At 50.0% G+C, this 26,716-nt stretch carries 17 protein-coding genes and 3 rRNA genes; 2 read left to right on the top strand and 18 right to left on the bottom strand.

Annotation, left to right across the window (positions count from 1 at the left end; genetic code table 11):
• Positions 1–16 precede the first annotated feature (16 nt).
• From C2I18_RS28340 to C2I18_RS28360, 5 genes are all read right to left on the bottom strand, one after another.
• On the bottom strand, positions 17–886 hold the full coding sequence (locus tag C2I18_RS28340; RefSeq protein WP_249899028.1) for a carbohydrate ABC transporter permease: 870 nt from the start codon (positions 884–886) through the stop codon (positions 17–19).
• Positions 886–1,785 (bottom strand): carbohydrate ABC transporter permease, encoded by a 900-nt coding sequence (locus C2I18_RS28345; RefSeq protein ID WP_249899029.1) that lies wholly within the window; start codon positions 1,783–1,785, stop codon positions 886–888. Before C2I18_RS28345 ends, C2I18_RS28340 begins: the two co-directional genes overlap by 1 nt.
• 20 nt (positions 1,786–1,805) lie before the next feature.
• Positions 1,806–3,143 carry an extracellular solute-binding protein gene (locus tag C2I18_RS28350; RefSeq protein ID WP_249899030.1) on the bottom strand — a complete coding sequence of 446 codons (1,338 nt, stop codon included), beginning with the start codon at positions 3,141–3,143 and terminating at the stop codon, positions 1,806–1,808.
• A 75-nt stretch (positions 3,144–3,218) separates the two neighbouring features.
• Positions 3,219–3,881 (bottom strand): GntR family transcriptional regulator, encoded by a 663-nt coding sequence (locus C2I18_RS28355; protein WP_249899031.1) that lies wholly within the window; start codon positions 3,879–3,881, stop codon positions 3,219–3,221.
• A gap of 352 nt (positions 3,882–4,233) precedes the next feature.
• Complete coding sequence (locus C2I18_RS28360) at positions 4,234–5,115, bottom strand: LysR family transcriptional regulator (protein ID WP_249899032.1); 882 nt, start codon at positions 5,113–5,115, stop codon at positions 4,234–4,236.
• Positions 5,116–5,249: 134 nt separating this feature from the next.
• On the opposite strand from C2I18_RS28360, the gene C2I18_RS28365 reads away from it, so the two are divergent.
• Complete coding sequence (locus tag C2I18_RS28365; protein ID WP_249899033.1) at positions 5,250–6,674, top strand: MATE family efflux transporter; 1,425 nt, start codon at positions 5,250–5,252, stop codon at positions 6,672–6,674.
• Here C2I18_RS28365 and C2I18_RS28370 read toward each other — a convergent pair.
• From C2I18_RS28370 to C2I18_RS28385, 4 genes are all read right to left on the bottom strand, one after another.
• On the bottom strand, positions 6,671–7,408 hold the full coding sequence (locus tag C2I18_RS28370; RefSeq protein ID WP_249899034.1) for a ZIP family metal transporter: 738 nt from the start codon (positions 7,406–7,408) through the stop codon (positions 6,671–6,673). The genes C2I18_RS28365 and C2I18_RS28370 overlap by 4 nt on opposite strands.
• 275 nt (positions 7,409–7,683) lie before the next feature.
• A complete protein-coding gene (locus tag C2I18_RS28375; protein WP_249899035.1) occupies positions 7,684–8,181 on the bottom strand; it encodes a zinc ribbon domain-containing protein in 498 nt (165 codons plus the stop codon).
• A 9-nt stretch (positions 8,182–8,190) separates the two neighbouring features.
• Positions 8,191–8,979 (bottom strand): class I SAM-dependent methyltransferase, encoded by a 789-nt coding sequence (locus C2I18_RS28380; RefSeq protein ID WP_249899036.1) that lies wholly within the window; start codon positions 8,977–8,979, stop codon positions 8,191–8,193.
• Between the two features lie 183 nt (positions 8,980–9,162).
• Positions 9,163–10,119, bottom strand: a complete 957-nt coding sequence (locus tag C2I18_RS28385; RefSeq protein WP_249899037.1) for a helix-turn-helix transcriptional regulator — start codon at positions 10,117–10,119, stop codon at positions 9,163–9,165.
• Between the two features lie 115 nt (positions 10,120–10,234).
• Here C2I18_RS28385 and C2I18_RS28390 point away from each other — a divergent pair, with 115 nt between their 5' ends.
• Positions 10,235–11,173: a Gfo/Idh/MocA family protein gene (locus tag C2I18_RS28390; RefSeq protein WP_249899038.1), complete on the top strand. Its 939-nt coding sequence runs from the start codon at positions 10,235–10,237 to the stop codon at positions 11,171–11,173.
• A 1,380-nt stretch (positions 11,174–12,553) separates the two neighbouring features.
• Here C2I18_RS28390 and rrf read toward each other — a convergent pair.
• The 9 genes from rrf to C2I18_RS28435 form a co-directional block, all read right to left on the bottom strand.
• A 5S ribosomal RNA gene (rrf, locus tag C2I18_RS28395) occupies positions 12,554–12,670 on the bottom strand.
• A gap of 127 nt (positions 12,671–12,797) precedes the next feature.
• Positions 12,798–15,845, bottom strand: a 23S ribosomal RNA gene (locus tag C2I18_RS28400).
• 400 nt (positions 15,846–16,245) lie between these two features.
• Positions 16,246–17,803 (bottom strand): 16S ribosomal RNA (locus C2I18_RS28405).
• Together the 16S, 23S and 5S rRNA genes form the textbook arrangement of a ribosomal RNA operon.
• 799 nt (positions 17,804–18,602) lie before the next feature.
• The gene (gene nagZ / locus C2I18_RS28410; RefSeq protein WP_249899039.1) at positions 18,603–20,216 is read right to left on the bottom strand and encodes a beta-N-acetylhexosaminidase; all 1,614 of its coding nucleotides are present in this window, start codon (positions 20,214–20,216) and stop codon (positions 18,603–18,605) included.
• A 27-nt stretch (positions 20,217–20,243) separates the two neighbouring features.
• Positions 20,244–21,797: a glycoside hydrolase family 3 protein gene (locus C2I18_RS28415; RefSeq protein WP_249899040.1), complete on the bottom strand. Its 1,554-nt coding sequence runs from the start codon at positions 21,795–21,797 to the stop codon at positions 20,244–20,246.
• Between the two features lie 18 nt (positions 21,798–21,815).
• Positions 21,816–23,123: a 6-phospho-beta-glucosidase gene (locus C2I18_RS28420; RefSeq protein ID WP_249899041.1), complete on the bottom strand. Its 1,308-nt coding sequence runs from the start codon at positions 23,121–23,123 to the stop codon at positions 21,816–21,818.
• Positions 23,108–24,100 (bottom strand): N-acetylglucosamine kinase, encoded by a 993-nt coding sequence (locus C2I18_RS28425; RefSeq protein WP_249899042.1) that lies wholly within the window; start codon positions 24,098–24,100, stop codon positions 23,108–23,110. The genes C2I18_RS28420 and C2I18_RS28425 overlap by 16 nt, the downstream gene beginning before the upstream one ends.
• 25 nt (positions 24,101–24,125) lie before the next feature.
• Positions 24,126–25,799: an extracellular solute-binding protein gene (locus C2I18_RS28430; RefSeq protein ID WP_249899043.1), complete on the bottom strand. Its 1,674-nt coding sequence runs from the start codon at positions 25,797–25,799 to the stop codon at positions 24,126–24,128.
• A gap of 23 nt (positions 25,800–25,822) precedes the next feature.
• Complete coding sequence (locus C2I18_RS28435) at positions 25,823–26,716, bottom strand: carbohydrate ABC transporter permease (RefSeq protein WP_249899044.1); 894 nt, start codon at positions 26,714–26,716, stop codon at positions 25,823–25,825.

Below are 26,716 nucleotides of genomic sequence, written 5' to 3' on the forward strand. Positions count from 1 at the left end.
TTAGATTAACTAGCGGTTATCCCTTCACAGCTCCGGACATGACTCCGGATATAATCCGTGAACTGAATGCAAAGTATATGATGGTAACTGGCAGCATGGACAGAATCATTCCGGCCATCAGCTGCGGATAGTTGGTGCTGTGCTGGGATTTGAAGTAAGACATGCCAAGCGGAACTGTACGTAGCGACTCATCTTTGAGAAGTACCAGGGCAAAGGAAAATTCATTCCAGCAGGAAAAAAACTGCAGGATAGCGACGGTGGTCAGAACCGGCACGGCTATAGGGAGGATAATGCGGTACATTGTTCCGCTGAAGCTGAGGCCGTCGATGGCTGCAGCTTCTTCAATCTCCTTTGGAATGCCCATCACGTAGCTGCTGACCAGCATGATCGGCAGGGACAGATTAAAGGCAATATACGGGATAATCAGTGTATACCACTGATCTGCCAAGCTGAAATTTTTAAACAGCAAATAGGTTGGGACAAGCAGCGCATGAATGGGCACCAGCATGCCAAAGAGGTAATAAAAGATCATCGCCTGCTTACCCTTGAAGTCAAGCCTTGCTGTGATATAGCCTGTTACGAATGAGATCGCTGTAATACCCAGGACTGACAGGATTGTCACTCTTGCGCTGTTCCACGACAGCTGGAGCATGTTCGTCAGCTTGATCGCTTCCATATAATTCGCAAACTGGGGTGCGCTGGGCAGGCTAAGAATGCTGTTGGCGAATTCGGCTTGTGTTTTCAGTGATGAATACCCGATCCAGACCAGCGGTATGATGCAGCTGGCAGTAAAGAGCAGCATCAGCGCATTCACTGCCAGCTTAGCCGGACTGGGAAGAAAACGGCGGGTACTGGGCTGTGATTTCAATTCCAGTTGCAGCTCCATTAATACACATCTCCCTTCTGATGTCTCCGGCGCTGAAGCGCGAGTGTCGAGAGCAGGATCATGAGCATGGTCAGCGCAATGATGGCTATAGCCAGCGCAGAACCATAGCCATACCGGAAACGCAGGAAAGAAGTTTCGTACGCATACAGGGCCATTACAGAGGAGGAATTACCCGGACCGCCCCCGGTCAGGGCATAGATATGTTCAAAGCCGCGCATGTTGTTGGCGATGCAGAGCAGTGAAGCAACAACCAGGGTGGGCTTGGCTAGAGGAATAATGATATACCATGCCTTACGTATACCTGTTGCCCCGTCCAGCTCGGCAACCTCCAGGACCTCCTTATTAATCGACGATAGACCAGCCAGCATTAGCAGTGTAAAAAATCCGATATTTTGCCAGGACAGAGGGATGGAAGCCAGCAGGACGATCGGACCAGTCAGGTCAAGCCAAGATTGCACAAAGCTGCCAAGGCCAAGCTTGGTTAGTCCGGCGTTCAGTAAGCCGTAGTTGTAGTTATAGATCAGCATCCATAGAAAGGCGATAATTACCGGAGCTAGTGTGGAGGGAAAGTAACTCATTGTCCGGTGAAGACCCTTTAGCTTTACCATTTTGGACATCAGCAGCAGAGCGAAAACAAAGGCCAGCCCGACTTGTCCGATTAACCCGTAAACTGTCATCAGCACATTATTGAGAAAGGAATGCCAAAATACATGGTCCTGAAGAATTTCCTTATAGTTCTCAATACCGATATAGGTTTTTTTGGGGCCTCCCGTCCAGGAATAGAAGCTGTCTCTTAGAGCGGCAAGTATGGGAACCAGCACGACAAAGGAATAGATTAGTAGTCCCGGAAGAAGGTATGCCAGAAGCACCCAGCTTTTCGGGCGCAGTGCCTTGCCCATGTTCTCACCCCTTTAGTGGTTTAAGGTTTGTTCAATAATGTCTCATAGGCCTGCTGGGTTTCCTCAGCCAGCTGTTCCGGTGTACTGGAGCCTGCCATCACACCTTGAATCCCTGTATTCAGTACCTCTACGATCGAAGCATCAAACCAGAGGTCGAAAATCTTAGTCGCATCCGCTGCAGCACTTGCCTCGTAAGCAGCCTGGGCTACCGGATGCAGCTTGCTTTTATCGAATTCACCGGGATCATAGGCAGGAAAGCCGCCGACTTCTGCCATCAGCTTGGCGCTGTCCGCACCGGTCATATAATCCAGCATCGTCATGATGGCATCCAGCTTCTCCCCTGCTTCTATACCGGAGTTAACACTGTAATAGACGCCGGCGCCTCCGGAAGAACTAAGCGGATTACCAAGTCCGCCTTCCACACCCGGGAACACCGCGACCCGGGTCGCTGACGTAATCTCTTCGGGGGCATTGTTCACGACATTCATCGCGGACCAGATGCCGCTGACAAATGCTGCTGAGCGGCCTTCAAAATAATAATTGACCATCGTGTCAGTATCTACAGAATTTAAATCCTTGTTCAGATAACCTGCTTTAGCCAGCTCACTCATCATGCTGATGCCTTTGACAAAACCGTCATCGGTAAATTTGGCACCGCCGCCGTTCAGAATGGATTCGGTCCAATCGGGACCGTTAATCCGGTCGGTCAAAGCACTGATCCAGCTGGACATGGCATAGCCCTTGGATTTGTCTCCGTAAGAAAACAGGTTGATTCCTTTCTCTTTCAGTTTTTCTCCGGCATCCATCAGCTCCGGCCAGGTAGACGGGAACTGGTCATAGCCTACACTTCCGAACATATCAGCATTATAATAGATGAGATGTGTAGGACCGGCTGCAATCGGTATACCGTACACTTGCCCTTCGCGGGTTCCGGCATCCAGTGTTCCCGGGCGGTAACCGTCGCGCCACTCAGGACGCTTATCCATTTCGCCGTTCAAGGGAAGTACGATTTCGTTAGTCACGAAATTATCCATCCAGGAGCCGGGCACGATGAACACATCGGGCATATCGTCCGCCGCTGCCAGTGCCTGAGCTTTAATCGAGTAGTCCTCGTTCTGAAGCTGCTCTTCTATAATCTCGACATTCGGATAATCTGCCCGGAACCGCTGCAATCCGTCAAGCACTGCAGTATCCTCGGGACTTTTGCCGATATTGGATTCCTGATACCTGTGCATCAGCGATATTGTAATGGTACTGCCGCTTTCGGCTGCCGCTTCTTCATTCTCCCCGTTTCCGCAAGCACTCAGCACAGACGCTGCTGCCACCATTACCCCCAGCATGAATGACCGTTTTTTCAAATTTCCCCACTCCTTTGTATGCATTTTCAGGTGATTTTGGAATCCAACATTGGATACAATCTAATCTAAAAAAAATCACTTCTGAAAGATCTCTTTGAAATTCAGGACATTGGTTGCCGTTTCGGCGAAATTCAGCGAGCGTTCAATTTGCCATAGATGATCTGTCATAATACGCGCAGCAAGCTCTCCGTCCTGCTGCATTACAGCTTCCAGTAAGTCAACGTGATCATGACAGAAGCTCTGATTGGTCCCGTAGAGGGCAATGATAACTGAAGTCAGCGAGACCAGCTCTTCGAGAAAATGATAATAATAATAGTTATCCGTCAGCTCCGCCAGTTTAAGATGGATATCTACAGTAACATCCAGCGCACCTACAATGTCGCCTTCGTGGCTGGCCTGGTGTTCCTCATGGATCAGAACCTCCAGCGGTTTTAATTGCTCCGGCTTTACCATCGTGCACAGCTTCCGGACCATCGAAGTTTCAATCACTCTTCGCATTTCGAAGACCTCTCTGGCTTCCTCGACGCTGGGACAAGAGACAAAGGCTCCCCGGTAAGGAATAACCGTAACCAGCTTCTCCATCGCGAGCCTCCGCAGCACATTTCTTATCGGCGTCCTGCTGACTTCAAAAGCTTCTGCCAGCGCATCCTCCACAAGCTGCGAGTTAGGCAGTATCTTATGCTGTGTGATCGCCAGTTTGATGTGCCGGTAGATTTCCAACTCCTTCCTTTTGGTCATATGCGGCATCACTCCGTCTCTCTTTAAGGGGTATAAGATCATTAAGAAAGTCTCCTTAATTGAGTATTATGATAAATTCAGTATCATTTAACGTCAATATATGTAACGTTTTTTCGGAAAAATGCACAACATTCTAAATATAAACCGCTTTCTTTAACGTTCGAATTGAAAAATCCGAATTAAATATGACATGAATATGTGAGTCTCAGCTCTTCCAGGGAAATAAGGGTTGTCAGAGACCAGTATGGTTTGCATTAAAAAACCGCCCTCGGCTGCCGGGGCGGTTTGATCTATAAGCGAATTTTGCAAAGCTGATAACACTATTTTAACGGCTTATGTCCCTGCAGTCCTTCTACGCTGGTTCCCGCCACATTAGTTCTACGGCAGCCGCGATCTCCCGCAGGAGCGGATCGTTCAGCTTCTCTTTCGGATAGCCAAAGTATAGATCGACATACAGATCGATCCCTTTCCAGATCTTAAGGTTGTTCTGTTCTGCAAATTCAAGAGCTGCCGGTTCAGGAAGGAGTGCACAGCCAACTTCGTTCCGGACCAAACTTCCGATCAAAGCGTCGTCATCGGCATACATCACTTTGTTCGGTACTATATTCCGCTCCAAAAAGTAATCATTAGACATTTTATAAAAGAAGCAGCCCCGGGTCGTCCAAATCCACGGCTTCGCAGCAAAATAGCTCTCAGACAGCTCTTCCGGCGGTTCCCAGCTTTCCGGATACACCACGGCCATCCGGAAGGAATGCAGCTTGACCGCTTCCAGACCCGGATCCAATTCGTCAGTGTAAAAAAAGCCTGCCTCAATCTTTGAATCGGCCAAATTTCGTACAAAGTCCTCGCTTTTGGTATGAATAAATTGGAGCTCCACCTGCGGCAGCAGCGCTCCTACCAAACTGATCAGATGGCTGATCCGCATCAGTTTTCCTTCAGAGCCAACTCCTATCCGTACTGTTTCCATAATACGATTCTGAAGCACGCCCACCTTCCGGTAATAGCTGCCCATGGCGTCAGAGATTTTACGCGCTTCGACCAGCAGCTCTTCTCCGTGTTCCGTCAGGATCATTCCTTTGGGGGTACGGTAAAAAAGCGGGAAGCCCGTCTCGCCCTCCAAAGCTTTAAGATGGGCACTTGCAGCCGGCTGGCTCGTGTTCAAGCTCGCAGCTGCCTCGGTCAAATTGCCTGTCCGGGCGATTTCAATAAAGGTTTTTAACTGGTACAGCTCCATCTGACCGCTCCTTGCCGCGCTTCATATGCGCACATCCGTTTTTCTGATCGGCTCAATCCATACATACAATTGGACGGTGAGTACACGCCGGAGTATATTATCCCCAGGAATATTGTATAAAAAGTTATTTGTAAATGTCTATCCTATTTGAATGTGAAGAAACGGAGAACAAAATGACGACTCAGAATACGAAACGCCTGACCTTGTTTGGGCTGACCTGGCCTATTTTTATTGAATTATCACTGCAAATGCTGATGGGAAACGCCGATACACTGATGCTCAGCCAATACTCCGATCATTCAGTGGCGGCGGTAGGTGCAGCCAACCGGCTGATCTATATTGTCATCCTGTTCTATGGGGTGATCGCTACAGGCGTTTCTGTTCTGGTGGCGAGACATCTCGGTGCAGGGGAGCATTTGCAGGCCTCGGAATCCGCTGCAATTGCAGTCTCAGTCAACCTTCTTATCGGCCTCGGATTCAGCGTTATGATGCTGGTATGCGGGCAGGACCTGCTGCATGTTATGGGACTGCCGGGTGAATTGTACAACGAGGCCATGCCCTATGTAATATGGGTGGGCGGGTTTTCTTTTGTAACCGCGGTAAGTCTGGTACTCAGCGCCGTGCTTCGCAGCCATGGCCACACCAGGGATATTATGTTTGTCACGTTTGGAATGAATCTGCTTGATCTTATCGGCAATTATTTGTTTATTTTCGGCCCTTTTGGGATTCCGGTTTTGGGTGTGACAGGAGTTGCAGTGACGACCACGATCAGCAAAACGTTAGGGTTGATTGTCCTGCTTTTCTTAATAAGAAGACATGTCCGCCATCCTCTTCCATTCTCCCGGCTGTTCCGTCTGCCACGGGTTCATTTACGGAATTTGCTGCAAATCGGTATCCCTTCTGCGGCAGAGCTTATGTCCTACCATACGTCGCAGCTGGCCGTGACCATCATCGCTTCAACACTTGGGACTGCAGTGCTTACAGCAAAAGTATACACCGAAAATCTGATGATGATCATTTATCTCTTCAGCATGGCTATCGGCCAAGGTACGCAAATTTTGGCCGGGCATCTGGCAGGTGCGGGACTGCTTCAGGACATCTACAAGCGCTGTCTGCGCAGCGTGGGCATTTCTTTTGGCGTATCGGCAATAACCGCTGTGCTTATATTCGTCTATTCCTGGCCGCTCTTTTCCCTGTTCACCGACAATACGGGTATCATCCGTACCGGCCGCACACTCCTCTTCATCACTATTTTTTTGGAACCCGGTCGTTCTTTGAATTTGGTTATTCTGGGAGCATTGCGCGCTTTGGGAGATATTAAATTTGCTGTGTATTTGGGGATTGTATCCATGTGGGGGATCGGTGTGGGCTTGGCTTACTTTCTTGCGATACCGCTTGGACTTGGACTGGCCGGAGTCTGGATCGCTTTTGCTATTGATGAATGGCTTCGGGGGATTGTCCTGCTGCAAAGATGGAACCGCAGAGTGTGGCAGCAGCGTTCGAAACGTAAAAATAGCGCTTCCGGAAGCGCTATTTTTACAAGTGGCTCAAAAGGTTAAAGATGATCCAGGACAAGGGAGGCCAGCAATCCCAAAGCCGCCATAAAACCAATAGCGGGTCCTCCTTCTTCATAGGCTTCAGGCATCATGGTGGATGCAACCATAGCAATGATGCCGCCGCCTGCGAAGGATGCGACAATAGCAGTGATATATTCCCCTGCACTGTCCATGAAAAAGTAACCACCAAGAGAAGCGAGGGAAGAAATTACCAGAACACTGGCCCACAGGCCGATGATTTTCCATTTGGTAAATCCGCCTTTTTTCAGTCCGATCGTACTGGACAGGCCTTCCGGAATGTTACTGATGAAGATTGCAATCACAAGCAGCATACTGACTCCTTTGCCGGTGACCAGACTGGCGCCGATCATAATGGATTCGGGAATAGCGTCCATCACAGTGCCGACAAAAATCCCTAAACCGCCTGATGCATCTGTCTTTGCCTTATCCTGATCTTTGGAACGTTTGCGTCCGGAACCGCCTCTTTTTGAAATAATCCAGTCCAGGGTTGTAAAAACCACTGCACCTGCCATGAAACCGATCAGTGTCGGCTCCAGTCCCCCTTTTTTTACGGACTCTCCTACTAATTCATAGGTCGCCGCACCAATCAGCACCCCTGTTCCAAAAGCCATAATAAAGCCGGTCAGCTTCCTGGGAATCTTGAGGAACAGAGCCAGCAAAGCTCCCAGCAATACGGCAGAACCGGATATACCTCCCCACATTGCTGCAGTCCACATCGTCAATTTCCTCCGTTAATGAATAGTCAATTTTCTTCTTGTGTCTGCTGTCAGCAGGGTCCAAGCCATATTTATTAATATATAAAATGGTTGGCAAGCTTACTGTTTTTTAAACAGGGATATTTGCTGTTAAACAAAATTGGTCCTGCGTCATAACCGGGCGGGGTCTTTCGTTCGCAGCATTTAATATTGAAACAGCGGCAGCCGCGGACGGATTCGTCACGGGCTGCCGCTGTTTTTGTGAGATGATATAAAAATACCCATCAGAATAATGCCTAACCCTGCTTCAGTTCTTTCCCGCAACTGGGGCAGAACCGGTAAGCTTCATTTGCCAGCTTATTTCCGCAATAAGGGCAGTACGTAAGGTTATCTTCACTGCTGTAGGCGTCGGTGCTGTAGGATGCTGAACTTGAGGATGATTTTCTAAAATAAGAATCTAACGGATCCGGTTCTTCATTGCCACTGGTAATATCCATCAAGGACATACGGTTTTTCCCTGTCGCATTTTTATAATGATAAATTCCCTGGGCTACCGCAATCCCGACAAAAATAACACCAAAGCCTACAAAAAATAACGGCGCTCCCATCTGTGCTGCCCCGATCGTCCACAAGACCCCGAATAAGCCGGCGCCAATACTTCCTATCGCCCCCATGCCGGAAGGGCCGCGCCCTGGTTTGACGCTTCTCATTTGCACACCACCACCCCTCAGTAAATTAAAACCAGCTATAAGATCTTTCAATATCCATACCACAAAATGGATGAATATAAGCAAGAGGGTTGTCTAGCGATACAACGGTGTTAGTTGAACTTCCAGCTTATCTGCAATAAGGGTATAGAACTCCGGAAAACTGGGATCCCCGGCATACCTTATTTCTTCAAAAGTGCGGATACACAGCCCTGCGGCTGCCGCTGATGATATAATATCGCCAACCGTCCAGCTCCGTGTCAGCACTGTGCCTAAGCCCTGCCGTTCTTCTTCCGGAAGCAGCTTGGCAAATGCAATTTCACCTTCGTGGATGCTATCATCAAAATAGCGCCCTGTCGGGTTCTGCAGGTTAACCGTCTGTTTCCATGTTCTGGCGAACGGGTGGAAGTCTGTTAACAGCAGCCGTCCATTTGGGGCCAGTCTTCTGCCCGCCAATGCAAATATGGGGCTCAGCTCTGTAAAATAATGCAGAATCCCAAACTCCATCAAAACGTAGTTAAACTTCCCAAGCGTCTCTTCATCAGGAATATGTAATACATCTGCGCAAATATAGTTCAGGTTAACTCCTGCAGCCGCTGCCAGCCCTCTGGAATATAAGGCGTTTTCTTCTGATATATCCACGACGGTAACATCAGCACCTAGCAGAGCCAGACAAACTGCTTTTTTACCGTGGGAGCCAAGCAGATTCAGCACTTTTTGACCGGAAGGATTTCCTGTGTACTTCAGCCAGTAGCGCAAAGGATGCCTGGGGTCCTCCTTCAATCGGCAAGCATGCACCTCGGGTGTCCCGTGTTCCCTGACCCATGCCTGATAAGCCTTCGTTTCCCACGCCGCTTTGTTTATCTGCGAAATGTATTCTTGCATAGAACCCTCCTCAGTAAGTTTGGGAAATATTCACACTCGTATAAGCTTAACTTTGTTAAGGGGAACTATCAATTGTATTTTTGGTTAGATGTTTTTGTTTTTAATCTTTATTAAGGGTTTGGGAAAATAGGTTTACATAATATTATATATGTTAACTAATTCCCGTTATGTACTCTGCCGTTATTAAAAGTACACTTTTTGCAGCAGCAGGATCTTTTCCTTTATGTACTCTCTCAGCATTACCGGCTCCAGAACCTCAATGTCTGCCGGCAGCGTCATCACCTTGTCGCAAGCCTGCTCATAGCTGTACATATTTACGGTCAGGATGTGATCGTTCCTTTTCACAAGTGTCTTCATCACTTCCAGTTTGGATATGAGCTCAGGGTGAGGCTTCCTCATTTTGATCAGGACCGGGTAGAACTCCTCTGCTCTGCGGTTTTGCCTGAAAATCTTTTCCCTGCTGCCCCAGAATGCCTCTAACGAAAAATCTTCAGGAATCGTATATTCCTCTTCCAGCCCCTCCACAGAAGTAATCCGTTCACACTTGAAAGTACGCAGTTCCCCCGCCGTTTCGCAAAAGCCCACCAGATACCAGTCCCCCTGCTTCACAACAAGCCCGTAAGGCTGCAGCTTGCGGCAGGAGAGTTCCCCGTTTACTTTACGGTAGATAACTTTGATTTTATAAGAACGCCACAGAGCGGCCCTCAGGCTCTCCAGACAGGGAAGCGCAGGACGTTCACTCCACCAGGGGGTATCATCGAACAAAAAAGCACTCCGGGCTTTGCGGATATCCTCCTGATAGGGCGCGGGCAGGCTTTTTTCCAGCTTGAGCAGGGCATTTTTCAGTTTCAGGCCGGATTCGTTCTGGGCTCCCGGATAAAAGCCTAATCCCGACAAATAAAGATTAATCACTTCGTCCCCGTTCAGCTGCCGTAAATTTACCGTGTAGCCTTCCATTAGCGAGATCCCGCCGTTTGGACCGGAAGTTGTAGTCATCGGTATGCCCGCTTCCGCCAGCACGTCAATATCTCTATAAATAGAGCGTACAGAGGTTTCAAGGGCAAGCGCCAGATCCTTTGCCTTTATTTTGCCGCGGGATTCCACCAGCAGTAAGATTGCGATCAGACGGTGTACACGCATTGCGGGCCCCCTTTTATCAATTAAAAACATTTAACCCGCCAATCATTCCTGCCAATATATTGTCAACAATAACTATCTATAATGAGAATGTATCAGATGAGAGGAGTGTTTGTATATGAATATTGGTATTCTGGGAACAGGATTTGGCGCCTATCATGCCGCATTATTGAACAAACTTGACGGTGTCGGCCGGATCACGGTATTCGGAAGGAATGAAGATAAGCTGAACAAGCTGAAGGAAGAGTTCGGGGTTGAGATTACGCAGTCTGCTGCGGACATTATGAATGATCCTTCTATAGGCGTAGTTGATATTTGCCTGCCTTCTAATCTGCATAGCGAGTACGCAGTGATGGCGCTTAAAGCCGGAAAAGATGTGTTTTGCGAGACCCCCGTAGGTCTTACCTTGGAAGATGCCAAGAAAATGGCTGATGCAGAGAAAGCTTCCGGACGACGCGTACTCGTTAACCAATTCATTAAGTTTGAGCCCGCTTATCAATACCTGTATAACGCAGCCAAGCAGGAAACCTACGGAAAGCTGTTAAAATTAACCTTAAAAAGAGAATCCGCCCCCCTCTGGGGAGATCTCGGCCTTGAGATGATTACTCCCACATTTATGATTCATGAACTGGACTTCATTACTTGGCTGCTGGATTATCCTGAAATTTCTGATGTTTGGGGCACAACCGGTGTTAATGCCGAACAGTCTCTGGTCTCCGCCTCATTTTATAAACAGGATATTTCTGCCGGGGTCCTGGTTTCTTCATTAATGCCGGATACATATCCGTTTACTGTAGAGTACGAGGCTTATTTTGAACGGGCAAAGTTAAAATTCCACGAATGCGATGACATGAAGGGCGGCGTTGATACCGCATTATATGAGTATACAGCCTCCGGCAGAAAGCGTATTGAATTAACCGCACAGAATCCATATGAAAAAAGCCTGCAGTACGCATTGACATGCTTCCAGAATGGGTCGGAATCAATTTTAGCGCTCCCGCATGCTGCCCGGTCCCTGCAAATGGCATTATCGTTGAGGCGGCAGCTTATAAAGTAATTTCACTGTGATTACGCGGTAGGAGTAAATTTAACTTTGCATTAAGGGGTTGATTGGACTGCTGATTCGGGTTAGGATTTTACCTTTTTCTGATTTTGGTAGGTTAGCAGGTTAATGGTATGCGTGTGTGGGATGGGGGGTCGCGGGTCGTTTTTTGTTGTTTTCTGTTTTGAATTTTTCATATGTTGAAATATTTATATAAGAAAATGGATCTTTTTTAAGGTCTATTTTTAAAAATGTTGTTTTTGTATAGTAGGTCTTCTTAATGTGAATTTTTCATATGTTGAAATATTATTTGATGATATTATCGTTGTTTGGAAATGTGCTTTTTTATTGTGGAAAGCAGTTCAATATATGTTACCATATTATTTATTATGTAAACTATATTGTTAGGATTCTTCTATGGAATCTGCCAGAACTATTTAAAGCTGCTACGGAATAGGCAGGGTCTTTATTGTAATAATGGCGCTCTAACCGTAACGCCCACGCTGTTATCTGTGTGATACCGGCTAAACTAGCTTTTCAGAGTATATTCATATTCACTTTGGCCACGACCTAAGAATGAGATTAGTCTAAAGCCTAAAGCTTCTAACCACAAATACAAAGCCACTGCTGAGCGGTCAGCAATGGCTTTGTGTGCATAAAGACATCCTGCTCTCCATTGGACCTTTCACTCCTAGTACAGTTAGATAAAATTCATAACCTAAGATTAACTCATGAAGTGGCTTAGTGGCTTAGTCGTTAAAGTGGCTTAATGCCTAAATGTAACCGCGCTTTTTAGCAGGCACTTCTCAGGTTAGTTGGAATTTCTCCTGCTAATATCAGCATTCTTGATCATATAGCATAATTAATTGGAAATGTTCCACCTATTTCAGTGTATATCAGTGTCTGGGGGCGTATCCGGCATATTTAAATGGAGTTTTTCCAACTAACCTTGAATTAATGTGATTTGACCGAGATTTAGAGGGAGAAAATCCACTTAGGTTTTAATACAGGTATTATGATTCGTCATGCACGATACGTCTGCAGTATCCCAACAGCCGGCTGGATAGAAGTTTACTTTAAAGTAGAATCTCTTGTACTCAATGCTACCTTACACGTACGTTTTGCTCATTTACCGCCTCGGAAGCACATTGTATTCAATTTTTCGCATACATCTGCGTATTGCCCTCTCGCGGTAGCACATTTTAGTCGATTTTCCGTATACATTTGCTCCTTAGCCCTCTTGGTAGGAATATTGTATTCGATTTTTCGCATACATTTGGCTCGTTTATTTGCTCATACGATACTTATAAAGCGGGGGAAGCAATTCTTCCTTTGTGGCAAGCTTCTAAATACAACAAAAAAGCCACTGCTGAGTGATCAGCAGTGGCTTCATGTGCTTGGCGGCGTCCTACTCTCCCAGGACCCTTCGGTCCAAGTACCATCGGCGCTGGAGGGCTTAACGGTCGTGTTCGGGATGGGTACGCGTGGAACCCCTCCGCTATCGCCACCAAACATGCGTTTGTGAAACAAACGCTGGCGCTAGAAATTACGTTCATCACGGTTGTGTGAATGAATTTCGTTGCGTACAGGCTTGATCGCCTGAAAACTGAATCCGAAACGAATTTGTGTGTTAGTTTTTTTGGATAAGCCCTCGACCGATTAGTATTGGTCAGCTCCATGCATTACTGCACTTCCACCTCCAACCTATCTACCTCGTCGTCTTCAAGGGGTCTTACTCATTGGGAAATCTCATCTTGAGGGGGGCTTCACGCTTAGATGCTTTCAGCGCTTATCCCGTCCGTACGTAGCTACCCAGCCATGCTCCTGGCGGAACAACTGGTGCACCAGCGGTACGTCCATCCCGGTCCTCTCGTACTAAGGACAGCTCCTCTCAAATTTCCTGCGCCCACGACAGATAGGGACCGAACTGTCTCACGACGTTCTGAACCCAGCTCGCGTACCGCTTTAATGGGCGAACAGCCCAACCCTTGGGACCTACTTCAGCCCCAGGATGCGATGAGCCGACATCGAGGTGCCAAACCTCCCCGTCGATGTGGACTCTTGGGGGAGATAAGCCTGTTATCCCCAGGGTAGCTTTTATCCGTTGAGCGATGGCCCTTCCATGCGGTACCACCGGATCACTAAGTCCGACTTTCGTCCCTGCTCGACTTGTAGGTCTCGCAGTCAAGCTCCCTTATGCCTTTGCACTCTTCGAATGATTTCCAACCATTCTGAGGGAACCTTTGAACGCCTCCGTTACTCTTTAGGAGGCGACCGCCCCAGTCAAACTGCCCGCCTGACACGGTCCCTGTACCCGCTTAGGGTACCAGGTTAGAACCTAGATACGATCAGGGTGGTATCCCAACGGCGCCTCCACAGAAGCTTGCGCTCCTGCTTCTACGGCTCCCACCTATCCTGTACAGATCGTACCCAAATTCAATATCAAGCTGCAGTAAAGCTCCATGGGGTCTTTCCGTCTTGTCGCGGGTAACCTGCATCTTCACAGGTATTAAAATTTCACCGGATCTCTCGTTGAGACAGCGCCCAAGTCGTTACGCCATTCGTGCGGGTCAGAATTTACCTGACAAGGAATTTCGCTACCTTAGGACCGTTATAGTTACGGCCGCCGTTTACTGGGGCTTCGGTTCATAGCTTCGGGTTACCCCTAACCACTCCCCTTAACCTTCCAGCACCGGGCAGGCGTCAGCCCGTATACTTCGCCTTGCGGCTTCGCACAGACCTGTGTTTTTGCTAAACAGTCGCTTGGGCCTTTTCACTGCGGCCCCCTCGGGCTATTCACCCTACCGAGGCACCCCTTCTCCCGAAGTTACGGGGTCATTTTGCCGAGTTCCTTAACGAGAGTTCTTCCGCGCGCCTTAGAATTCTCTTCTCGCCTACCTGTGTCGGTTTGCGGTACGGGCACCTTCTCCTGGCTAGAGGCTTTTCTTGGCAGTGTGAGATCATGACCTTCGCTACTGTAATTTTCGCTCCCCATCACAGCCCAGCCTTACGGTGTGCGGATTTGCCTGCACACCAGCCTCACTGCTTAGACGGACATCCATCAGTCCGCGTCACTACCCTCCTGCGTCACCCCATCGCTCATAACGGATTACGGTGGTACAGTAATTTCAAACTGTTGTCCTTCGACTACGCCTGTCGGCCTCGCCTTAGGTCCCGACTTACCCTGAGCGGACGAGCCTTCCTCAGGAAACCTTGGGCTTTCGGCGGATCAGATTCTCACTGATCTTTTCGTTACTCATACCGGCATTCTCACTTGTGTACTCTCCAGCGCTCCTTACGGTACACCTTCAACGCATACACAACGCTCCCCTACCCCTGGATCGACTTCACTCCAGCTTCGAAGCACATGTGTTTATCCCCTGGAAGCATTTAGCCATTCATCCTTGCAGATGATTCCTGGCAACAATGTCCTCCGGACAAACACCGCCTCAAAGACGCAGTGAAGTCGATCCAAGCCATAGCTTCGGTGGTGTGTTTAGCCCCGTTACATTTTCGGCGCAGAGTCACTCGACCAGTGAGCTATTACGCACTCTTTCAATGGTGGCTGCTTCTAAGCCAACATCCTGGTTGTCTGTGCAACTCCACATCCTTTCCCACTTAACACACACTTGGGGACCTTAGCTGATGGTCTGGGCTGTTTCCCTTTTGACAATGGATCTTAGCACTCACTGTCTGACTCCCGGCAAGAAGTAAATGGCATTCGGAGTTTGACTGAGCTTGGTAACCCTTGCGGGCCCCGCACCCAATCAGTGCTCTACCTCCACCACTCCATTCACCGAGGCTAGCCCTAAAGCTATTTCGGGGAGAACCAGCTATCTCCGAGTTCGATTGGAATTTCTCCGCTACCCCCACCTCATCCCCGCACTTTTCAACGTACGTGGGTTCGGGCCTCCAGTGCGTGTTACCGCACCTTCACCCTGGACAGGGGTAGATCACACGGTTTCGGGTCTACGTCCACATACTTAGTCGCCCTATTCAGACTCGCTTTCGCTGCGGCTCCGGCTTCTCACCTTAACCTTGCATGTTAAACGTAACTCGCCGGTTCATTCTACAAAAGGCACGCCATCATCCATATAGAGGACTCTGACTTCTTGTAAGCACACGGTTTCAGGTTCTATTTCACTCCCCTTCCGGGGTGCTTTTCACCTTTCCCTCACGGTACTGATTCACTATCGGTCGCCAGGTAGTATTTAGCCTTAGCAGATGGTCCTGCTGGATTCATACGGGGTTTCACGTGCCCCGCACTACTCGGGATCCGTCTCGGAGGGGTTAAACTTTTGGCTACAGGGCTTTTACCTCTATCGCGGGCCTTTCCAGACCTCTTCGCCTAACCTAACCTTTTGTAACTCCATGTGAGACGTCCCACAACCCCAGGAGGCAAGCCTCCTGGTTTAGGCTGTTCCGCGTTCGCTCGCCGCTACTGACGGAATCACTATTGTTTTCTCTTCCTCAGGGTACTTAGATGTTTCAGTTCCCCTGGTCTGCCTCAACACACCCTATGTATTCAGATGTGAGTGACTGCGAATTACCACAGCCGGGTTTCCCCATTCGGACACCCCCGGATCAAAGCTTGCTTACAGCTCCCCGAGGCAGTTTCGTTGTTCGCCACGTCCTTCGTCGGCTCCTGGCGCCTAGGCATCCTCCGTGTGCTCTTATTAGCTTAACCAACGCTACGGTGTTTCGCTTGTTCGCTCATCTTGTTTTGAATAGCGCGTCCGGATCACTCCGTACGCTAGAATATTCAAAGCCAAAAGTCGCTGCACAATCGAAAACCTTCGCTTTCAGCATCGCTATTAAATCTTCACTTGTTTACACAAGTTCAGCTTAAAGGAATGTTCTAAAACGCAAATTCGTTTCGGTATCCAGTTTTCAAGGATCAAGTGTTCCGGATTTAACCCCGGAAGAAGATCATATCATATTTCAAAACCTCTTGACTACAAGCAAGTTTTGGAAAAGATATGCCTTTGAGAGCTTAAACTCTCAAAACTGAGCAACGAGTGAGCATCTAACCGACCGGTTAGATTTAAGATTTGAATGTCTTCATTGCAGAAGACGATTCTCCATAGAAAGGAGGTGATCCAGCCGCACCTTCCGATACGGCTACCTTGTTACGACTTCACCCCAATCATCTACCCCACCTTCGGCGGCTGGCTCCCTTGCGGGTTACCCCACCGACTTCGGGTGTTGTAAACTCTCGTGGTGTGACGGGCGGTGTGTACAAGACCCGGGAACGTATTCACCGCGGCATGCTGATCCGCGATTACTAGCAATTCCGACTTCATGCAGGCGAGTTGCAGCCTGCAATCCGAACTGAGACCGGCTTTGCTGGGATTGGCTCCACCTCGCGGCTTCGCTTCCCGTTGTACCGGCCATTGTAGTACGTGTGTAGCCCAGGTCATAAGGGGCATGATGATTTGACGTCATCCCCACCTTCCTCCGGTTTGTCACCGGCAGTCACTCTAGAGTGCCCAGCCTTACCTGCTGGCAACTAAAGTCAAGGGTTGCGCTCGTTGCGGGACTTAACCCAACATCTCACGACACGAGCTGACGACAACCATGCACCACCTGTCTCCTCTGTCCCGAAGGCCGCCTCTATCTCTAGAGGATTCAGAGGGATGTCAAGACCTGGTAAGGTTCTTCGCGTTGCTTCGAATTAAACCACATACTCCACTGCTTGTGCGGGTCCCCGTCAATTCCTTTGAGTTTCAGTCTTGCGACCGTACTCCCCAGGCGGAGTGCTTACTGTGTTAACTTCGGCACCAAGGGTATCGAAACCCCTAACACCTAGCACTCATCGTTTACGGCGTGGACTACCAGGGTATCTAATCCTGTTTGCTCCCCACGCTTTCGCGCCTCAGCGTCAGTTACAGCCCAGAAAGTCGCCTTCGCCACTGGTGTTCCTCCACATCTCTACGCATTTCACCGCTACACGTGGAATTCCACTTTCCTCTTCTGTACTCAAGCGACCCAGTTTCCAGTGCGACCCCAGGTTGAGCCCAAGGTTTAAACACCAGACTTAAATCGCCGCCTGCGCGCGCTTTACGCCCAATAATTCCGGACAACGCTTGCCCCCTACGTATTACCGCGGCTGCTGGCACGTAGTTAGCCGGGGCTTTCTTCTCAGGTACCGTCACTCCGGTAGCAGTTACTCTACCGGACGTTCTTCCCTGGCAACAGAGCTTTACGATCCGAAAACCTTCATCACTCACGCGGCGTTGCTCCGTCAGGCTTTCGCCCATTGCGGAAGATTCCCTACTGCTGCCTCCCGTAGGAGTCTGGGCCGTGTCTCAGTCCCAGTGTGGCCGTTCACCCTCTCAGGTCGGCTACGCATCGTCGCCTTGGTGAGCCGTTACCTCACCAACTAGCTAATGCGCCGCAGGCCCATCCCGTAGTGACAGATTGCTCCGTCTTTCATTCTTTCTTCAGGAGAAAAAAGAAATTATCCGGTATTAGCTACCGTTTCCGGTAGTTATCCCAGGGCTATGGGGCAGGTTGCCTACGTGTTACTCACCCGTCCGCCGCTAAGCAACGGTTTCCCAAGGGAAACCGTTAGCTCCGCTCGACTTGCATGTATTAGGCACGCCGCCAGCGTTCGTCCTGAGCCAGGATCAAACTCTCCAATTAGGACGCTTGCTTCGCAAGCGTCGCCTGTATCCTCTTCGGTCCAGCTCAGCTGAGCGGATGAAGAGGATACAGTATAGAAAGAGCGACAGCTCATTTTGAAACATCTGACGAGAATTTGCATTCTCAGGATGAATTTCTAAAGCGTACCAGACGCTGTGAAAATCATCAATTTTTGGAATTCACCGAAGTAATTTCCGATACTCACTCGTTGTTCAGTTTTCAAAGATCAAGCTCGTCATCACTAACGATCACCTCGTCAGCAGCAACTCTTATAATATATCACATAGTGTGTAACATTGCAAGACTTTATTTTAACTTATTTATTCACCAGTCGCTGTCAGCGGCAGGATTAATAATATATCACGGATTGAACAAATAAGACAACCTCAAAATATTCCATCTGTTAAAGTGAATTTACCCGAAACTAAAATCCCGCTGAGTTTGATGCAGAGCTTATGGTTATCCGTTTTGCAGCTACTCGCTGCAGGCCATCCACCAGTTCTAAAAAAGAGCATTGAAAATTTAATTGTTACTATCATCTTTAAACATCCGGCCGGGGCTTCTGTATCTCCTCAATTAACCACACCGCATATCGGACGTTGAGATGGCAGCGCTGAATCATATCTGGAAACCCGCCACCAGCGATTTGCTGCATTCCCCTCATAAACAGCATTCAGAACATACTGACTCCCTCTATAATAGAAAAACGGCTATCCATCCCCAAACTAAGGAAGATACCCGCCTTCTATAGAAGCCCCAACTATTCACATCATACTCATAAAAGGAACTCACAAACTTTTCAGTGAATACTCCCCGAGCCGTAAGCAAACTCACCGACCGTCACCGGAAGGACCCCCCTCGCAATGCTTTGCCCTGCCAGAATTTTAGCCACTGACTGCATGGCCAGCGCTTTGTTCTCATAACTGGCTAGATAAGTGCGTATCCCGGGTACGGCAGTGTAGTCATACGGGTTGCGTACCGCTACTACGACCAGCCTGCCCTCTGTCCTTGCTGCGAGTTCCTGTAAAATCATACGCTGGCCTGGTGAGAAATCAGCATTATAAGTGGCGGCAACGATCTGACTGAAGGATTGGCTCTCCTCAAGAACCTCCCGGATTTCTTCATCAGAAGGGTCCACACCAATAATCCGCTCACGAACATTGTTAAAATAAGGCTTCAGGGCAGTTCCCAGAGTCATGCTTTCCTGCAGCGCCTCTACCACTTCATGGCTGACGCGGACTTCTGGCCAGATGACGTAGATACCTTCCTTTTCCATAAGCGGAAGCTGTCCATCATCGCACAGCAAAGTAATGCTCTGTTCACTCAGTTCACGTGCAACCTCCAGTGAGGCTTCGGAAGCGAGCTTCACCTTAATATCAGCAAAGGCTGGCGGCTCTTCCTTTGTAATCTCCCGCTTCTTTTTCAGTCCTGCGAGCCGCTGCACGGATGCGTCAATTCTTGTTTCAGGTATCTCTCCACTGACGACTGCCTCAACCACAGCTTCGATCGCTTCGACCTGCCAATCATACGTATGACTTACGAGAATCAGATCAGCTCCGGCTTTGACAGCCTGCACCGCCCCCGGCCCGACACCAACGGTCTGCGATATCGCATTCATCTCCAGACAGTCGGTCACAATGACTCCATCAAAAGCCAGCTCCTCGCGCAGCAATCCTGTCAGGATTTTTTCGGAGAGCGTTGCGGGAATATCTTCATCTTCATAGGCTTTAAAAACGACATGTGCAGTCATAACCGCATCCACTCCAGCTTCGATGATCCGCTTAAAAGGCAGCAGCTCAATTTCCGCCAGACGTTCACGCCCGTGCCCGATACTCGGAAGGGCCAGGTGGGAATCTGTATCCGTATCACCATGGCCCGGAAAATGCTTGATCGTTGCCGCAACGCCCGCCTGCTGAAATCCGTCAGCTGCGGCAGCCCCCATCTCACTTACTAATACCGGAGATTCACCGTAGGAGCGGACACCAATGACCGGGTTGGCCGGATTGTTATTTACATCCACACAGGGTGCAAAATTCATGTTAATACCTAAGTGTCGCAGCTCCCTCCCGACAACTACAGCCGCTTGCCGCACTCCTTCCACATTACGGGTTGCACCAAGTGCCATATTGCCGGGCATCAGCGTCACATCATCTTCAATTCTCGCCACCATCCCGCCTTCCTGATCAACAGCAATCAGCAAAGGCTCGGCGGCAGCCTGCTGCAGCGCGGCCGAGCAGGCATAAACCTGCCGGGCCGTCCCTATGTTGCGTCTGAAATAGATGATGCCGCCAATGAAGTATTCCTTTATCAGCTTTAGAATATCATCGTTTGGTGTGGTATCCGTAAATCCGCACATAAACATCTGCCCGACCTTCTGCCGGATCCGGATGTCCGGATGCGATGACGCTTCCATATGAGCTTCAGCCCCTTTGATCTTATGTTATGGTTCTGTACTTCCGGAAGTCAGGACATCGGCGAGCGCCGCCAGCGAAAAGGATGAAGTTCCGCAAACCAGAATGACGGACGCTGCTGACGGCAGCCGTCCGGCATCATAAGGATTGCGCAGCACAGCGGCAATCAGCGGCTTATGAAGAACAATGGCCGCCGCCAAATTCACCTGTCCGCTAAAAACATGAGCATTCCAGGTGCCCATAATAACGGCATCACAATTCTCCAGCCCCTCCATCACTTCAGCTATAGTCCCTTCATCAGGGTTATTGGGAATAAACTTCACTTTAACCTGAAGTCCCCTATCCGTAAGAAGTCTTCCCAGCCCGAGGTCACTGCTGTCGGTATTGTCTGCCAGCGTCAGTCTCTCGGGCCGCGGCAGCAGCAGCAGGTAGCGGACTCCTGCCGCAAGCGGCAGCTGTTGACCCGGATCACGTTCAAGCTTCACAGTCCTGCGGGTCAGCTCAACAATCCTATCCTTCCACTCCGAACGCGGCAGTGGTGAGGCATGCCGGCTGTGCTGGAGCATCCGCTCCTGCAGCCGGGCAATCCGCTTAAGAGATTCATCAATTCTGGATTCAGCAATCCGGCCTCCGCGCACCGCAGCTGCAATTCCACAGATGACGCGGTCCTGGAAACCCGGCGTGTGGCACATGAGAATCAGATCATTACCGGCAATCACCGCCAACTCGCTGATAACTTCCGGTTCGAAGCTGTTCCGGATGGCTCCCATTTCGACATCATCGGTGCAGATGACACCTTCAAAGCCCAGCTCTTTACGCAGCAGTTCTGTAACAAAATACGGGCTAAGAGAAGCCGGCAGTCCCGCCGACTGCGGAATAGCCGGGAAAACAATATGGGCCATCATGATGGCATCGCATCCAGCGGCAACAGCAGCTGTGAATGGAAGAAGCGGTCCGGATTTCAGCTCCTCCAGGGTCAGCCCGCAAAAAGGCAGCTCAATATGTGAATCACCATCCACTTGTCCGTGACCCGGAAAGTGCTTGGCCGTTACGGCTATACCCGCCTCATGCATACCGCGGATATAAGCGGCGCCAAGCTCAGCTACTGCAGCCGGATCTTCGCCAAATGAGCGGACACCGACTACCGGGTTCACAATGTTCGTATTCACATCGAGCACCGGTGCCCAGTTCATCGGAATGCCCAGTGCAGCGAGCTGGCTGCCGATAAGCTTTCCCTGCAGAAATGCACCCTCAGGATCAGCAGTCAATCCGATAGCCCGGTTGCCCGGCACCGGCGGGAAAAAGGATTTCAGATTGGCGAGGCTTCCCCCTTCCTCATCTATCGAAAGATAGTAAGGTGACTGAATCCCGGACCTTCCGGCGGCATCCTGTACACCGCGGATTAGGCTGCGCAGCTGGTCTTCATTATCAATGTTATGGGGAAACAATCCAATTCCGCCCATAGGCAGGTCCCGAAGCCGTCCTTCAAAAGCAGAATCTGCATGCAGTGAGGGCAGGCCGGCGACACACATCCGGGCGATTTTTTGTTCCAGTGTCCAGGCAGCTGTTCCGTCAGAATTCATCGGCCTTTCTCCTTATCTTTAAGTATGCTGAAAGAACCCTGGAAGATAAGCCTTATTCTGATCCAGCATCTCATCCAGCATAGCCTCTGCATCATTGACTGAAGGAACGAGCGGATGATGCGCCAGCGCCAGCAAGGCGGTTTCCCGGCTTCCGCTGACAGCGGCTTCTATAGCCAGCCCTTCATAAGTTTTAACGGAATGAATCAGACCTTTTACAGCTTCAGGTACATTAGCAACCGGTATTACCTCAGGGCCCTGCTTATGCACTCTGCAATTAACTTCTATACAAGCATCATCCGGAAGGAAGTCAAGAATACCCTGATTCGGAACATTCAATGTTTGAATATCACCGGAATTATTATAGAGGGAATTCATCAGCCGGACAGCAGCCTCAGAGTAATATGCTCCCCCGCGCTGCTCCAATTGCCTGGGCTTTTCGGCCAGGCTTTCATCCTTGTACAGCTCGAACAGTTCATCCTCCAGACGCTGCACGGTTTCAGCCCGGGTCTCTCCTTTGGCCGCTGCAGCCTGCTGCTCCGCCAGAATCTCGCGGTGAAGATAGAAATACTTCAAATAATAAGAAGGAATTGCACCGAGTGACGATAACAGCGCCCCATTCCAGTCATACTGCGGAACATTCCGAGCAGAATAGCCGTCCCGGTTCGCGAGCAGCTCCGGCAGCTTGGATTCCCCGTCAATGGTAATAGTACTGATCCAGTGTAAATGGTTCAGACCGGCAAACTCGCAATAAATATGTTCAACCGGCACCTGGTAGAGCGCCGACAGCCACTTATAGGCAGCGATCGGCGAATTGCACAAACCGATAGATTTGATGCTTGAATGCTTATGAATGGCCTCGGTCACCATACCCGCAGGATTCGTAAAGTTGAGCAGCCAGGCATCCGGACATAGCTGCTCCATCTCCCGGGCTACCTCAAGCAGCACCGGAATTGTCCGCAGCGCCTTCATCATGCCGCCCGGACCGGTAGTCTCCTGCCCGATCATTCCGTATTTGAGCGGAATGGTCTCATCCCAGCGGCGGGCTTCCAGTCTGCCGACCCGTATTTGTGTAGTCACAAAGCTGGCTCCCTCAAGCGCCGAGCGCCGGTCAAGCGTGAGGCTCAGCTTAATCGGCAGCCCGGATTTGGCAATCATCCGTGAGGCAAGCTGTCCGACAATGGACAGCTTGTGGAATCCTTCCTGTATATCGACGAGGACAATTTCTGTTACAGGAAAAGTAGAGTAGTTCAGGATAAACCCCTCGATCAGCTCAGGGGTATAAGAGGACCCTCCCCCGATTACCGCTACTTTCAGTCGTTGATCCATACTGCATTCGCCGCCTTTACAGATAAGGTATGATGTAACTGTTCATAGACTGCTTCTTCCACCTGAATCCCGGATTTCTCCATGGCCAACAGCAGGGCCCCGGCTACCGGCTCTTGTCCGAGCATCTGCAGGGTGCAGCCCGGGGCTGCAACTGCCACTGTTTCCTCAATATACGGGACCACATACCGGCTCTCCCCCCGGGTCAAAATACTGCCGGCCAGTACCAAGTCGAAGGTATCCTGCTCCATGCCGAGTTTACGGATGACTGCACTGGCCGCGAGTCCCAGCTCCCTGCCTTGCTTCTGCAGAATTTCACGGGCCAGTTCATCCTCAGGCGCAACCTCGAAGATCAGCTTGGCAATCTCATGAGGCACTCTAAGCCCGTGGTCAAGGAAATGGTGGAACATGGCTTCTTCCGAAGCGTAGCCCAGCTTGCCGAGAATCGCCTGGGCCAGCCGGGTTGGCCGCCCCCGCCCTTCCCAGGCGCGGATTACGCCGCGGAAGGCTTCTACCGCCAGCTCCGAACCCCCTCCGAAATCACCGAAGACATAACCGAAGCCGCCTACCTGCAGTTCCTGCCCGCTGCGGCTGATGCCGTAGCAGTTGGTTCCGGTCCCGCAGATGACTACAACCCCATAGGGCTTTCGTGTACCCGCCCGCAGGCCGATTACAGTATCGCAGACAATACCATGAGGCTCCATGCCCATTCCCGCAATCATCGGACGCAGGATTTTGTAATCAGCTTCCCGGTCAGCCCCAGCCAGCCCGAACATGGAATAGGTGATCTGCTCTTTACGGAGACCCGCCTGGCTCAGCGCCTCTTCTACCGCCTGACGGATGTTGCTTTCAGCCCTCTCGGCGCCTGTCTGATGGTTGCCGCATCCGCTTGCGCCGCGGCCGGTAATCCGGCCCGCAGCATCGGATATGACGGCCAGCGTTTTGCTGCCTCCGCCGTCAATGCCCAAGTAATAGTTCAAGGTCTCCCGCTCCCGTATGTCAGTTTCATTTTCCCAACTTTCTCAGGTTCTCCTGCCATTTCTCCGTCTTGAATTTGAGCAGCTCGCTGTATCCCACCTGCTGGGCATCCGCTTCAGCCTTATCCAGAACAGCCAGGACCTCTGCTTCATTTTTGGCATTGAGCACAGCTTGCGCTCTCGCTTTTTCGTAAATTTCACCAACGCTTTGGGAGATAATCCCCTCCTGGGAGTCGCCGGCCGGAGCCAAATTCACAAATTCGGTCGTATCATATTGGGTCTTCCAGGTAATTTCAGACTGCCATTTGGTTTCCCAGCTCTTTTGGTCTTCCGGCAGCGTAGACTCGAACTTCATCTTGGAATTATCCACGTATACCGTATTGCCGTTCCACTGCAGATTGACCGTTGCGTTCATCAGCTCATCGCGGCCTTTAGTATCTGTGGTAAAAGCTTCTGTAAAGAGCGGCGCCCCCTCTTCATCTGTTCCGTCCCAGTACTTGCCTTCGGGTCCCCACATAATAATCCGTTGTCCCTCGGGTCCGGTGAACCAGTCAAGGAAGGCGAAGACGGCTTCCGGATCTTTTGCCGCAGTCGTAATGACACTCACGTTCCAGCCCAGTTGATTATAAGCTCCAGGGAAAATCTTGTTCTTATCCAGGCCCGCCTTATGAATCGGCCATACCATGATATATCCGGCATCCGGGTCCTGCTCTTTCAGCAGCGAGTTGCCGATTGCGCCATACTCAGTCGGACTTGACGCCGCGTATACTGCGATTTTGCCTGTAATGATCTTTTGCTCCACCTGTTCCAGGTTCTGGGTGAAGGCATCCTGGCTAATCAGTTTATCCCGGTACAGCTGGTTGGCATAGACCAGTGAAGAACGGAAAGCTTCATCTTTAAATACAGAAGTCATTTCATTACCATTTGGAATTGCCATCATGCTGAGTGCACTGTATACATACGGACGGTTTTCCGCAAAAGCTGACGACAGAACGTCAACGCCTTCAGCGCCTTGCCCTACCTCAAATGGAATCACGTCCGGATATTTTTCTTTTACCAGCTTCAAATAGGCATAGAGGTCATCGGTTGTCTCCAGCGGGGGTGTGCCCAGCTCATTATAGATTTTTTTGTTGACCAGATAACCGGTATTACCGTTAGGCTGCGTAGTGTACCAGTTCGGGAACTGATAGAGCTTGCCGTCGGAGGAACGCAGCATATCCAGCGTCTCTTCGCCTGCCCATTCCTTCAGATTGGGATATTTATCGAGATAATCATCAAACGGCACCAGCGCACCGGCCGCCCGGAGCTGCTCCACATCCGCACCGCGTTCCATCCAGATGACATCAGGCAGTTCGCCGGAGACGATCATCGTGCTGAGCTTCTGCTTGGCATTGCCGCCGGAGCTGACCGGCTCAACCTTCACCTTTTTATTATCGAGAATCCATTTGGTGGAAAGATCTTCGCCCCAGGTAGGCATCGTGTACCAGTCATAATGGCCGTAAAAAGAAAACTCCAGCGGCTGCTCGCCAAGAACGTATCCCCCGCCTTCAGCAGTCTCCGCAGTATTGCTTTCCGTGCCGGCGGTATTACCGGAGTTGACCGTATTCGTAACCGTGTTGTTGCCGCCTGAACAAGCTGATAAACCGATCATGAGACTAAGTACAGCCGCTAAAGACGCCACTTTGGATTTGCCTGAGATCATTGCTAATTCCCCCTTGAGTTCCTTTATTCTTTTAGTGAACCGACCATAACACCTTTTACAAAGTACTTTTGCAGAAAAGGATAGACGCATAAAATCGGAATGGTAGCGACCATCATCGTGGCCATGGACAGGGATTTCGTTGTTACCGCGCGCATTTTGTTCATCCGCCCCTGTGCAGCCGCGTCCAGCTGGGCCATCTGTTCCGCCATGATGTTGGAGTTGAGGATCTGCTGCAGCTTGGTCTGAATCGGCATTAAATCGATGTTGCTGATATAGATACTTGGTGTGAACCAGTCATTCCAGTGATAAACGGCAGTAAACAAGGATAAAGTCGCTATCACCGGCCCTGACAAAGGCAGCACGATCCGCATCAGCACCCCCCAGTTGGAGCAGCCGTCGATTCTCGCGGATTCCTCCAGACCGGCAGGGATTCCTTTGAAAAAAGTCCGGAAAATAATCATATTCCACACGCTGATCAGTCCCGGGATAACCATGACCCAGAAGGAGTTGAACATCCCCAGCTCGCGGATCAGCAGAAAGGTTGGAATCAGACCGCCGCTGAAATACATCGTAATAATGCAGAACACCATATAAAATTTGCGTCCCATCAGCTCCGATTTGCTCATACCATAGGCGAACACCGCTGTAGCAGCGATGGAAGCAAGCGTGCCGATTACGGTCCGCAGCACTGAGATCATAAAACCGTTAATCAGGCGGCTGTCCTGGAATACCACCGAATAATTCTCCAGCGAAAACTGTCTCGGCCAAAAAGTTATCCCGCCGCGCATAGTATCTGTACCGTTGTTAAACGAAATTACCGCAGCATTCCAGAAGGGATAAAATGACATAAAGGCTAATATGGCGAGCAAAATATATATTACCGTTACGAGCGTCCGGTCACCGGCTGACAGCTTCAT

This window comes from Paenibacillus sp. PK3_47 (genome assembly GCF_023520895.1).
GTDB lineage: Bacteria > Bacillota > Bacilli > Paenibacillales > Paenibacillaceae > Paenibacillus_AQ.

Bases quoted from the DNA above. Each gene is read 5' to 3' on its own strand.
- C2I18_RS28365 (WP_249899033.1), top strand. From the start codon at position 5,250: ATGTCTATCCTATTTGAATGTGAAGAAACGGAGAACAAAATGACGACT.
- C2I18_RS28360 (WP_249899032.1), bottom strand. From the start codon at position 5,115: ATGGAGCTGTACCAGTTAAAAACCTTTATTGAAATCGCCCGGACAGGC.
- C2I18_RS28385 (WP_249899037.1), bottom strand. From the start codon at position 10,119: ATGCGTGTACACCGTCTGATCGCAATCTTACTGCTGGTGGAATCCCGC.
- C2I18_RS28390 (WP_249899038.1), top strand. From the start codon at position 10,235: ATGAATATTGGTATTCTGGGAACAGGATTTGGCGCCTATCATGCCGCA.
- C2I18_RS28340 (WP_249899028.1), bottom strand. From the start codon at position 886: ATGGAGCTGCAACTGGAATTGAAATCACAGCCCAGTACCCGCCGTTTT.
- C2I18_RS28345 (WP_249899029.1), bottom strand. From the start codon at position 1,785: ATGGGCAAGGCACTGCGCCCGAAAAGCTGGGTGCTTCTGGCATACCTT.
- C2I18_RS28370 (WP_249899034.1), bottom strand. From the start codon at position 7,408: ATGTGGACTGCAGCAATGTGGGGAGGTATATCCGGTTCTGCCGTATTG.
- C2I18_RS28380 (WP_249899036.1), bottom strand. From the start codon at position 8,979: ATGCAAGAATACATTTCGCAGATAAACAAAGCGGCGTGGGAAACGAAG.
- C2I18_RS28430 (WP_249899043.1), bottom strand. From the start codon at position 25,799: ATGATCTCAGGCAAATCCAAAGTGGCGTCTTTAGCGGCTGTACTTAGT.
- C2I18_RS28420 (WP_249899041.1), bottom strand. From the start codon at position 23,123: ATGGATCAACGACTGAAAGTAGCGGTAATCGGGGGAGGGTCCTCTTAT.
- C2I18_RS28435 (WP_249899044.1), bottom strand. From the start codon at position 26,716: ATGAAGCTGTCAGCCGGTGACCGGACGCTCGTAACGGTAATATATATT.
- C2I18_RS28355 (WP_249899031.1), bottom strand. From the start codon at position 3,881: ATGACCAAAAGGAAGGAGTTGGAAATCTACCGGCACATCAAACTGGCG.
- nagZ (WP_249899039.1), bottom strand. From the start codon at position 20,216: ATGGAAGCGTCATCGCATCCGGACATCCGGATCCGGCAGAAGGTCGGG.
- C2I18_RS28415 (WP_249899040.1), bottom strand. From the start codon at position 21,797: ATGAATTCTGACGGAACAGCTGCCTGGACACTGGAACAAAAAATCGCC.